This window comes from Thermomonas flagellata (genome assembly GCF_022419185.1).
In the GTDB taxonomy this organism is placed as follows: Bacteria; Pseudomonadota; Gammaproteobacteria; order Xanthomonadales; family Xanthomonadaceae; genus Thermomonas; species Thermomonas flagellata.
Window position 1 is genome coordinate 123,324 of record NZ_JAJOZK010000009.1, and the last position, 10,292, is coordinate 133,615.

9 protein-coding genes and 1 riboswitch are annotated in these 10,292 nt (G+C 69.5%); all 9 genes read right to left on the bottom strand.

All coding sequences use genetic code 11. The features are described 5' to 3' along the window. Positions 1-10: 10 nt before the first annotated feature. The 9 genes from ML340_RS09785 to ML340_RS09825 all read right to left on the bottom strand — a co-directional run bounded on the left by ML340_RS09785 (position 11) and on the right by ML340_RS09825 (position 10,163). Positions 11-619 carry a hypothetical protein gene (locus ML340_RS09785; protein WP_240099128.1) on the bottom strand — a complete coding sequence of 203 codons (609 nt, stop codon included), beginning with the start codon at positions 617-619 and terminating at the stop codon, positions 11-13. Between the two features lie 123 nt (positions 620-742). Then, positions 743-3,658, bottom strand: a complete 2,916-nt coding sequence (locus tag ML340_RS09790; RefSeq protein ID WP_240099130.1) for a TonB-dependent receptor plug domain-containing protein — start codon at positions 3,656-3,658, stop codon at positions 743-745. A gap of 267 nt (positions 3,659-3,925) precedes the next feature. After that, on the bottom strand, positions 3,926-4,297 hold the full coding sequence (locus tag ML340_RS09795; RefSeq protein WP_240099133.1) for a c-type cytochrome: 372 nt from the start codon (positions 4,295-4,297) through the stop codon (positions 3,926-3,928). A 134-nt stretch (positions 4,298-4,431) separates the two neighbouring features. Further along, entirely contained in the window at positions 4,432-7,353 is a 2,922-nt protein-coding gene (gene gcvP / locus ML340_RS09800) for an aminomethyl-transferring glycine dehydrogenase (protein ID WP_240099135.1), read from the bottom strand. A gap of 70 nt (positions 7,354-7,423) precedes the next feature. Further along, positions 7,424-7,542: riboswitch (glycine riboswitch) on the bottom strand. A 197-nt stretch (positions 7,543-7,739) separates the two neighbouring features. Next, positions 7,740-8,192 carry a hypothetical protein gene (locus ML340_RS09805; protein ID WP_240099137.1) on the bottom strand — a complete coding sequence of 151 codons (453 nt, stop codon included), beginning with the start codon at positions 8,190-8,192 and terminating at the stop codon, positions 7,740-7,742. 26 nt (positions 8,193-8,218) lie between these two features. Next, entirely contained in the window at positions 8,219-8,641 is a 423-nt protein-coding gene (locus ML340_RS09810; protein WP_240099139.1) for a hypothetical protein, read from the bottom strand. Positions 8,642-8,807: 166 nt separating this feature from the next. Further along, positions 8,808-9,152 carry a GFA family protein gene (locus ML340_RS09815; protein ID WP_240099141.1) on the bottom strand — a complete coding sequence of 115 codons (345 nt, stop codon included), beginning with the start codon at positions 9,150-9,152 and terminating at the stop codon, positions 8,808-8,810. Positions 9,153-9,221: 69 nt separating this feature from the next. Then, entirely contained in the window at positions 9,222-9,632 is a 411-nt protein-coding gene (locus ML340_RS09820; RefSeq protein WP_240099143.1) for a DUF1801 domain-containing protein, read from the bottom strand. A 69-nt stretch (positions 9,633-9,701) separates the two neighbouring features. Then, a complete protein-coding gene (locus ML340_RS09825; protein ID WP_240099145.1) occupies positions 9,702-10,163 on the bottom strand; it encodes a GNAT family N-acetyltransferase in 462 nt (153 codons plus the stop codon). Positions 10,164-10,292 lie beyond the last annotated feature (129 nt).

Below are 10,292 nucleotides of genomic sequence, written 5' to 3' on the forward strand. Positions count from 1 at the left end.
CGGGCCGCACTCACTGCGTCTGCGTCGCGGGAGTGCCGCCCGGGGCCGGCGGCATGATCGGCTCGCACTTGCCGTAGAGGACGACCGGCCGGCCCGGGAGCTGGTCGACCGGGTGCGTGTTGTCGGGCACCCAGCGCGTGCCCGGCGGGCAGCTGGCGGGCTTCTTGATTGTGATCGTGCTCGGATCGATCGGTGTCAGCTGCTTGGGAGCCGGCCTGGGCGCCGGCAGCGGGCCGGTGGCCCGCGGCGCTGCATCGGCGCGGGCCGTCGCCGCACCCGGGGTCTCGTGATGCTGAACCGGCGGCGGGGGATTGGCCACGCAGTGCGCCTGCGGCGGCTGCCCGCTCCATTCCAGATGCTGGTTCGGCGGGCACATCGGGCCACACTGTGCCTTGGGCGGATGGCCCTTGTAGCCGAGGAAGTGGCTGCCGGGCGGGCAGGGCGGGTGCGCCGGCAGTACCGGATCGGCCGGCGCCGGCGCCACCTTCGGCAGCGGCGACGGCACGGTGCGCGCCGCGTCCTGGGCGGCGGCTGCGGTGGCGAGCAGGGTGGCGGCGATCGCCGCGCACAGGGCCGGCGCCAGTCGGGTGCGGCGGCGGACGGCGGACGGATGGGGCATGGCGGACTCCTCTCCTTGGGTGGGCGGCAACGGCCGCTCCCGGGAGTCGCGCCGGCCGGCGCGGATTTTCACCGCCCCCACACTGCGCGCCGCGCCCCTGTGCGGGCGCGGCGCGGGCCGGCCTCACCAGATCCGGTATTCCAGCTGCAGTACGAACGAGCGTCCGCGCGGGTCGGCGATGCGCGGCTCCCACCCGGCGCCGGCGGCGAAGTCGTTCATGTGCGCGGTGAACGGCGGATTGGTGTTGAACAGGTTCTTGATCCCGAGGCCGAGCTTGAGCTTGTCGATCCCGGTCCAGGTCACGCTGTAGTTGTAGATGGTGTAGCCGTCCACCCGCGGCTTCCATGCCGGCGGGATGTAGCTGCCGTTGGCCACGCTGATCGGCACCTCGTCGAAGTAGCCGTCGCGGTGGATCTGCGCCAGGGTGTGGGTCCAGTGGCCGCGGCGGTAGCTGAAGTCGAGGGTGTGCTTCCAGCGGATCGGCAGGTTGTAGTAGCGCACGTAGCTGCCCACCAGGTCGGCGCTGTAGGGCAGCACCTCCAGCGGCTTGGTCTTGAACAGGGTCAGATAGCTGCCGTTGAGGTGCAGGTTCCAGCGCCCGCCGGCCCACTCGCCGTTGAGGTTGGCGTCCACCTCGATGCCGCGGCTCAGGCTGCCGCCGGAGTTGATGTAGCGGCGGTCGATCGCCACCACCTGGCCGCTGGCGTCGCGGATCCAGTTGGCCTGGAAGACGTCGTAGTACTGGATCAGGGTGGTGCGGTCGGCCAGGCGGATGGTGTCGGTGCGCTCGATCTGCCACCAGTCCAGGGCGATGTTGAACTGCCCCATCGGCGAGAACACCAGCCCGAAGCTGCGCTGCTTGGAGCGCTCCGGCGCCAGGTTCGGGTTGCCGCCGAACAGCTCGACCGGGCGGATGGTCTCGCAGCCGGGCTTGTTCGGGTCGGCCTTGCCGCCGGGGCAGGTCTTGGGGTCGGCGAGGTCCAGGCCGGTGTAGGGGATCTCGCTGATGCCGTTGTAGAGCTGGTTGAAGCTGGGCACCTTGAAGCCGGTGCTGTAGGCGCCGCGGAACAGCAGCGCCTCGAACGGCTGGAAGCGGAACGACAGCTTCGGGTTGGTGGTGCCGCCGAAGCCGCTGTAGTTGTCGTGGCGGACCGCGGCGTTGAGGTCGAGGGTCTTCAGCAGCGGCAGCTGGAACTCGACGTAGGCGGCCTTGATGTCGCGATGCACGTTGCCGAGCGCGTTGGCGTCGTCGAACGGGGCCAGGAACACCGGACGCTTGTCCTGCCGCTGGTCGCCGTTGAAGTGGTACTCCTCGCGCCGCAGGTCGAGGCCGGTGGCCATCGCGATGCGTCCGCCGGGCAGGGCCAGCCACGGCAGTTCGCCGGACACCGAGGCGTCCAGCTCGGTCACCACGCTCTCGCCGCCGTACAGTTGCACGCCGCGCGCGGAGGCGGCCTCGAGTGCCGCCATCGCCGCCGCCGACTGCGACTGCCCGGGCGCCAGGAACGGGTTGAGCAGGCCGCTGCCGAGGATCTGGCGCAGCGCGTCGGTGTAGTAGTAGCCGCTGCCGAGCACCGAGTTCGACTTGCTGGCTGCGCGCAGCAGGCCGACGTCGTAGCTCCACTGGCCCCACATGCCCTCGACCCCGAGCACCACCCGGTAGGAATCGGTGGTGGTGCGGATCTGGCGGCCGCCGCAGTCCATGCAGCGCCAGCGGTAGGCGATCGGCGCGCCGTAGGTCAGCTGGCCGGCGCCGAAGTAGTTGGCCAGCGCGTTGTAGAGCAGGTCGTAGGTCGGCTTGGTGGTGGCGTTGAGCGGGTACCAGGTGCTCGGCCCGAACGCGGTGGCCGCGGTCGAGGTACTGGAGGAGATCTGGTAGGGCTCGAAGGTCTTGGCGACCTTGACCCGCGAGCCGGTCAGCTCGACGTAGGCGCGGTGGTTGTCGCCGAGGCGGAAGGTCGCGCGGCCGACGAAGTCCAGGCTGTCCAGCGGTTGCTGGATCACCGCCGCCTGCGGGTAGTCCCAGGCGCAGGCGTACTTGGAGCCGGGGACGCCCCACAGGCGGTAGTCGTAGGGGCCCATGTTCGGGCCGGCGGCGGCGCAGCCGGCCGCGCCCGGCAGGTCGTAGATGTTGACCGCGGTCATGCGGGTGGTGCCGCCGGCCGGATCCAGCAGGCCGTTGCGGATCATGCTGCTGGCGCCGACCCCGCTGCTGCCGAGGCTGAAGATCGTCGCGAACGGGGTGCCGCGGGTGTCGGGCGACAGCCCGCGCTCGGGCTGGAAGCCGTTGGAGAAGTCGCGCTGGTCGCCGCGCAGGACGGTGTTGCGCTTGGCGCTCACGGTGCCGAACGCGTTCCAGCCGTCGCGCTCCAGATCGCCGCTGCCGAACAGCACGCTGCCCTGGTAGATGTTGGCGCCGCCCTGTTGGGTGACGTCGGTGAAGGTGTTGACCTGCAGGCCCTGGTAGTCGCTGCGGGTGATGAAGTTGATCACCCCGCCGATCGCGTCGGTGCCGTAGATTGCGGAGGCGCCGTCGCGCAGCACCTCGACCCGCTCGATCGCCGCGAACGGGATCGAGTTGAGATCCACCGCGCGGCCCTTGAGGCCGTGGGTGGCGACCCGGCGGCCGTTGAGCAGCACCAGGGTCGCATCTGCGCCCTGGCCGCGCAGGTTGGCGCCGGAGACGCCGTTGTTGCCGCGCTGCTCCTCGCTGACGATGCCGCCGTTGCTGGCCAGATTGTCCGAGCCGTTGCTGGCGATGTTGAGGTACATCATCAGCTGCTCGGCCGAGCTGATGCCCTGGGCGTCGATCTCCGCTTTGGTCAGCGAGGTGATCGGCAGCGCCTGCTCCACCTCGACCCGGCGGATGCGCGAGCCGGTCACGGTGACTTGCTCGAGCGTGCGTACCTGTTTGTCGTCCTTCTTCTCGCCGTCGCCGGCGGTGGCCTGCTGCGCGAGCACCGGCGGCGCGAGCAAGGCAAGAACGGCGAGCAGCGCGAGCGGTAGGCGCGCGCGGGCAGGCAGGTGGCGATCGGACATGCGGCATTCCCCCGGGTGGCGATGGTGGCCGGCGGGTTCGGCCCCACCCCCGGGGCCTGCGCGGGCGCGCGCGCCGGCTGCTGGCCACTGTAGCGGTTTTGCGACGCCGTTGTGAATGCCGTGTGACGCATGGCCGCGCGACGCACGCGGCGTGCCTGCGCCGCGCTGCCGGATCATCCGGCCGCTCTCACGAAAACGCCCCGTACCGACCCGCGCTTCGGCGGGCTGGCACGGGGCGCGTCGGGCCCGGCGTGGGGGAGGACGGGCTTACTTGGACTGCGCGACCATGTAGCCGACCGCAGCCTTCAGGTCCGCGTCGGAGCACTTGGCGCAGGCGCCGCGCGGCGGCATCGCGCGGATGCCCTTGATCGCGGCCTGCAGCAGCGCCGGCTCGCCGAGCTTGATGCGCGGGGCCCACGCGGCCTTGTCGCCGAGCTTGGGCGCGCCGGCGGCGCCGGTGCCGTGGCACATCGCGCAGTGGGCGTCGTAGATCGCCTTGCCGTTGTCGGCGCTGGCGGCGGCGGCGGCCGGCTTGGCGGCGGGCTTGGCCGGGGCCTTCTGGGCCATGGCGGGAAGGACGGCGATGCCGATCGCGGCGGCGATCAGGCCGGGAAGCAGGAGGCGGTGGCGGCGGGACATGGCGGCTCGCTGGGTTGTGGATGCGGAAGTTGGGGGCCGTCGTCGGGCCGGCCCGGCGGCAGAATACCCTACCCCGTATCAAATGCTTGCTGCGGCGCAGCAGGCGCGGGACCGCGGCGCCCGTTGCACCGCCCTCAGGCCGGCTTGGTGGCTGCTTCCTCTGCCCAGGCGCTGGTCGGCACGCAGGCGCAGAACACATGCTTGTCGCCGTATACATTGTCCACCCGCGACACCGGCGGCCAGTACTTGTGCTGGCGTAGCGCCGGCAGCGGGAACGCGGCCAATTCGCGCGAATAGGCATGTGGCCAGTCCGCGCGCGCCAGCCGGGTCGCGGTGTGCGGGGCGTGCTTGAGCGGGTTGTCGCGGCGATCCAGCTCGCCGCGCTCGACCATCGCGATCTCCGCGCGGATCTGGATCATGGCGTCGATGAAGCGGTCCAGCTCGTGCAGCGATTCGCTCTCGGTCGGCTCCACCATCAGCGTGCCGGCGACCGGGAAGCTCAGGGTCGGGGCGTGGAAGCCGAAGTCGATCAGGCGCTTGGCCACGTCCTCGGCGCCGATCCCGGTGCGCTTCTCCAGCGGGCGCAGGTCGAGGATGCACTCGTGCGCGACCAGCCCGTTGCGGCCGCTGTAGAGCACCGGGAAGTGCGGTGCCAGCCGCTTGGCGATGTAGTTGGCGTTGAGCAGCGCCAGCTGGGTCGCGCGGCGCAGGCCCGCGGCGCCCATCAGGGTGATGTACATCCAGCTGATCGGCAGGATGCTGGCGCTGCCGAAGCTGGCGGAGGACACCTGCCCGCCGGCGCCGAGCCCGGCGGTGCGGATGCCATCGGCGCCGAACGCGCGCGGCAGGAACGGCGCCAGGTGCGCCTTCACCGCCACCGGCCCGACCCCGGGGCCGCCGCCGCCGTGCGGGATGCAGAAGGTCTTGTGCAGGTTGAGGTGGGACACGTCCGAGCCCCACCGGCCCGGCTTGGCCAGCCCGACCAGCGCGTTCATGTTGGCGCCGTCGGTGTAGACCTGGCCGCCGTGGCGGTGGACGATCTCGCAGATCGCGACCACGTCCTCCTCGAACACGCCGTGGGTGGAGGGGTAGGTCAGCATGATCGCGGCCAGGCGGTCGGCGTACTGCGCAGCCTTGGCGCGGATGTCCTCGATGTCGACGTTGCCGTTGGCGTCGCAGCGGGTGACCACCACCTGCATCCCGCACAGCTGCGCCGAGGCCGGGTTGGTGCCGTGCGCGGATTCCGGGATCAGGCAGATGTCGCGGTGGCCCTCGCCGCGCGAGGCATGCCAGGCGCGGATCGCGAGCAGCCCGGCGTATTCGCCCTGCGCGCCGGAGTTCGGCTGCAGGCTGACCGCGTCGTAGCCGGTGATCTCCACCAGCATCGCCTCCAACTCCGCGATCAGCTGGCGGTAGCCCTCCGCCTGCTCGGCCGGCGCGAACGGGTGCACATTTGCGAATTCCGGCCAGGTCACCGGGATCATCTCCGCGGTGGCGTTGAGCTTCATGGTGCAGCTGCCCAGCGGGATCATGGTGCGGTCCAGCGCCAGGTCCTTGTCGGCCAGCGCGCGCATGTAGCGCAGCAGCTCGTGCTCGCTGTGGTGGGTGTTGAACACCGGGTGGGTGAGGAAGGCCGAGGTGCGCTGCAGGGCGGCCGGGATCAGCGACGGCGCGCTCGCGTCCAGCGCGTCGATGTCCGGCAGGGGGGCGTCGTCGCCCGCGAAGATGCGCCACAGCAGTGCGAGGTCGGCACGGGTGGTGGTCTCGTCCAGCGAGATGCACAGCGACCCGTCGTCGCGCACGCGCAGGTTGGCGCCCAGATCGCGCGCGCGCTCGAGCAGCGCGGCAGAGCGCGCGCCGGCGTCGATGCACAGGGTGTCGAACGCAGTCGCGTGCAACGCCTCATAGCCCAGCTGGCGCAGGCCGGCGGCGAGGATGGCGGTGTAGCGCGCCACGCGCTGGGCGATGCGCTTGAGGCCCTCGGGGCCGTGGTACACCGCGTACATCGAGGCCATCACCGCCAGCAGCACCTGCGCAGTGCAGATGTTGGAGGTCGCCTTCTCGCGCCGGATGTGCTGCTCGCGGGTCTGCAGGGTGAGCCGGTAGGCGGGGTTGCCTTCGGCGTCCACCGAGACCCCGATCAGACGCCCCGGCAGCGAGCGCTTGTAGGCGTCGCGGCAGGCGAGGAAGCCGGCGTGCGGGCCGCCGAAGCCGAGCGGCACCCCGAAGCGCTGCGCGCTGCCGACCACGATGTCCGCGCCCATCTCGCCCGGGGCTTTCAGCAGGGTCAGCGCCAAGAGGTCGGTGGCGACCACCAGCAGCGCGCCGTGCGCGTGGATGGCCTCGGCGTCCCGCGTCCAGTCCGCCAGCCAGCCGCTGGAGGCCGGGTACTGCACCAGCACGCCGAAGTAGCCGCCGGCGGCGATCGCGGCGTGGACCGCGTCGGTGCCGCGCACCACCTCGACCTTCAGGCCCAGCGGCGCGGCGCGGGTGCGCAGCACCTCGATCGTCTGCGGATGGGTGTCGCCCGCCACCAGGAACACGTCGGACTTGGCCTTGGCCATGCGCCGCGCGAGGGTCATCGCCTCCGCCGCCGCGGTGCCCTCGTCCAGCAGCGAGGCATTGGCGATCTCCATCCCGGTCAGGTCCGCGACCATGGTCTGGAAGTTGATCAGCGCCTCCATCCGGCCCTGCGAGATCTCCGCCTGGTACGGGGTGTAGGCGGTGTACCAGGCCGGGTTCTCGAGGAGGTTGCGCAGGATGACGTTGGGCGTGTGGGTGCCGTAGTAACCCTGCCCGATGAAGTTCCTGAAGAGCTTGTTCCTGCCGGCGATCGCGCGCAGGCGCGCCAGCGCCTCCACCTCGTCGACCGGCGCCGGCAGCGCCAGCGGGCCGGGCGACTTGATCGCGGCCGGCACGATCGCGTCGGTCAGCGCCTCCAGCGAGTCGTAGCCGAGCGTGCGCAGCATGTGCGCGATCTCGTCCGGGTTCGGGCCGATGTGGCGGGCGAGGAAGGCATCGTGCGACTCGAGGTCGCGCAGGCGGGGCTGGGTCATGGCGGGCCGGGGCGGTGGAGGGCGGGGACGCCCGCGCGCGCAGGCGCGGGACGGCGCAGGCACATGCCTGCTGCCCGCCTCTGTCCTTTTGCCTGAGAGTTTGGAAGCGCGCGGCGCGGCCGCGCGGCCTCGTGCCCCTTCGGCGCCGCACCGCGGCAGCCCGCGGCCGGTCTCTCCAGAGTGTGGTCACACGGCGGTGTTCGGCCTGAGCGATTCCGGGCGGTTGCGCCTTCGGCAGCGCCCCGCGAGCGGCGCGCTTCTCCCTCCGTGCCGCGCCAGTATAGCCGCCGCGCCTGCGCCCGCGCAGGCCGGCCGTCGGGAGGCGCCGGCCATCGCGCGTGCCGCAGCGCCCGCGGCCGTCGGCGCGGCTCCCACCCCCGGCGGGGTCAGGCGTGCACCAGCAACAGCACCGAGACCGTGAGCCAGGTCGCCGCCATCAGGGCGATCGACCACTTCGGGACGAAATCCATGCCCACCGCGTCGAATCGCTCCCAGCTCTTGGGGTAGAGCGATTCCCCCTCCACGAACGCGCCTTCCACGAACAGTTGGTCGAAGCGGTCGACGCGGACCAGGATCCCGCGCAGGTCCTGGATCAGCCGCGAGGCTTTCAGGATGAGGTACGTGCCCGCGGCGGCGGCCACCGCGAACCCGCCGATCAGTGCCCAGCGCCCCGGGGTCGACAGCGCGCTCTTGTCGACCCCGAACGTGCTGACCGCCACGATCCCCGAGGAAATCAGGATGCTCACTTCCAGGCACAACTTGTGCCAGTACATCACGTAGCCGGCCACGGTGGAACGCACGTTGAGCGCGATGTCGTGCTTTTTCGAAGCATCCGTCACGTTAGGTTTCCCAAGGGCGAGGAGGATCAGGCGGCAGCGCGCGGCGGCGTCGGGCTGGGTGCATGCGCCGGGGCGAGTACGCGCGCGGTGAGGTGGCCGACGAGGCCGCCGATCGCGCCGCACAGCGCCAGCCACAGGAAGGTCCGTGCCGCCAGCGCGGGAGTGCCCAGCAGCAGCACGCTCCACGGCAGCGCGGCGCACACTGCCCCCGCCAGCACCCAGCCGGCCGCGTTGAGCCGCCCGAGGCGGCGCAGCACGGCCAGTGCAGGCAGCCCCAGCAGCAGCGTCTGCCCCGCCGCGGCCAGCAGCGGGATCAGGATCAGCCGGGGATGGGCGTAGAGATAGAAACCGGGGGCCAGCGCGTCGAGCGCCACGAACGCAGCCACGGCGGCGAGCGTCCCGGCCAATGCGCCCACGAGCATCGCGTTGGGGGTGACGGCGGTCCTCATGACGGGCATTCCTCACGCGGGGTGGGGTCGGGCCGATGGTAGCGGCCGTGGCCGCGTCGGCATAGGGGCGGGGCGGCGGCCGTGGCCCGGCCATGGCGGCCTGACACCAGAATTAAGCCGCGCCGCGAAGCGGCCTCGGCTTGGACGAATTGTTGGCTGCCGCTGACTAGTAGTCACGGCCATTGACGGCTACGCGTGGAACCGACCCAAGCTCGATATTTTCCAGGCACCGGATATTGATGGCCGCCACCTGCGTGCCGTCCGGCATACTGCCAAGCCCAAAAGGCTGTACGCCACACACCGAGCAGAACTGATGCTGGATTTTATGCTTGTTGAAGGTATAGGTAGTGAGCCGATCAGAACCCGACTCAAGCGTTAGCGCTGCACGAGGAACGAACCAGAGCAAGAAGCCCTTTCGGCTGCAGTGAGAGCAGTTGCACTCGATCGCCTGATCGACCTCGCCCTCCACGGAGAACTTGACTACTCCGCAGTGACAACTTCCAGACTTCATGGAGCCTCCTAAGGCAGCTAACACCTGAGTTGACCCATGCCGCAAAGCGGCGTCGGCTTGGACGAATTGTTAGCCCGCGACCCGGGCCGGCACATGTTGCAGCCATTGGCGAACAATGTTCTGCACGGAGGCGACCCGCGTGGATACGGAGCCGAACGATGGAAAGCTGATACATGCGCGATCCGGCGCCAGCCATTGCAACAGACCTTCCGGATCTTCAATCAAGTCGCGGGGAATGGAGCTCTTCTTGACGCCGAGGTGCAGGATGAGCTGAAGCGGAACCTTGCCATGCAGGCGCATAGTGGCGAAGTGCTCGCCGGTATAGAAGCTCGGAGCGTTCCATTTGATCTCTTCCCCGATGCCTTCGGCCGACGCCAGGATTGCGCTTCGCAAAGTTTCGACGTCCTCTCGCAGTGGCGAAGTAAGGCCGGCGATGTAATCGGCGACTGAAGCAGCGGAAGGAGACTTGCGACTACCCATGGCGGCTCCTGAGCGGGCTAACACCTGAATTAAGCCGCGCCGCGAAGCGGCGTCGGCTTGGACGAATTGTTAGGCTGCACCTGCATTAAATGACCAGAAGTACATGCGAGCGCAGCCTGGTGGTTGTACAGAGCCAGATAAAGAAAAGCCGAGTTTGCTGAGTACGGAGGCAGAGGCGCTAGTGGGCTGATCAGTCAGGGCAACGACGTTAGCTTCTGGCCGGAGTGAAAGTACTTGTTTCATCGCGGATGTGGCGAATCCTCTGGAGCGATATTGGGGTGCAATTTCATACCCAATCTGCACGCGACCTTGGTCATCCGGTTCACTCAGGAAGCCGCCACTACCTATTACAGCGCACTCTGATTTACTTGCAAAGAGGAAGAATGGCCAGTCAGGGTTTGCTGGCTTGCGGAAAATATCTGGGAAAAGTGGCCACCCGGCCGGGACAGAGATCCCAAGCATTTCTGGCAGCCGGTCGGCCAAGAATGCATCGCGGTACTCATTTGTGAGTTCGATTAGCTGGATATCCACGCGTGCAGCCTAACACCTGAGTTAAGCCGCGCCGCGAAGCGGCGTCGGCTTGAATGAATTGTTAGCTGTCATGGGCCCTGCACGACAACAGCCCGACCATTTTCTTGTTTGAACGTGAACCTGTACTCC

What these genes read in the sequence shown, in the direction of transcription:
- ML340_RS09785 (WP_240099128.1), bottom strand. Translation starts at nt 619, where the DNA reads ATGCCCCATCCGTCCGCCGTCCGCCGCCGCACCCGACTGGCGCCGGCC.
- ML340_RS09790 (WP_240099130.1), bottom strand. Translation starts at nt 3,658, where the DNA reads ATGTCCGATCGCCACCTGCCTGCCCGCGCGCGCCTACCGCTCGCGCTG.
- ML340_RS09795 (WP_240099133.1), bottom strand. Translation starts at nt 4,297, where the DNA reads ATGTCCCGCCGCCACCGCCTCCTGCTTCCCGGCCTGATCGCCGCCGCG.
- gcvP (WP_240099135.1), bottom strand. Translation starts at nt 7,353, where the DNA reads ATGACCCAGCCCCGCCTGCGCGACCTCGAGTCGCACGATGCCTTCCTC.
- ML340_RS09810 (WP_240099139.1), bottom strand. Translation starts at nt 8,641, where the DNA reads ATGAGGACCGCCGTCACCCCCAACGCGATGCTCGTGGGCGCATTGGCC.
- ML340_RS09815 (WP_240099141.1), bottom strand. Translation starts at nt 9,152, where the DNA reads ATGAAGTCTGGAAGTTGTCACTGCGGAGTAGTCAAGTTCTCCGTGGAG.
- ML340_RS09820 (WP_240099143.1), bottom strand. Translation starts at nt 9,632, where the DNA reads ATGGGTAGTCGCAAGTCTCCTTCCGCTGCTTCAGTCGCCGATTACATC.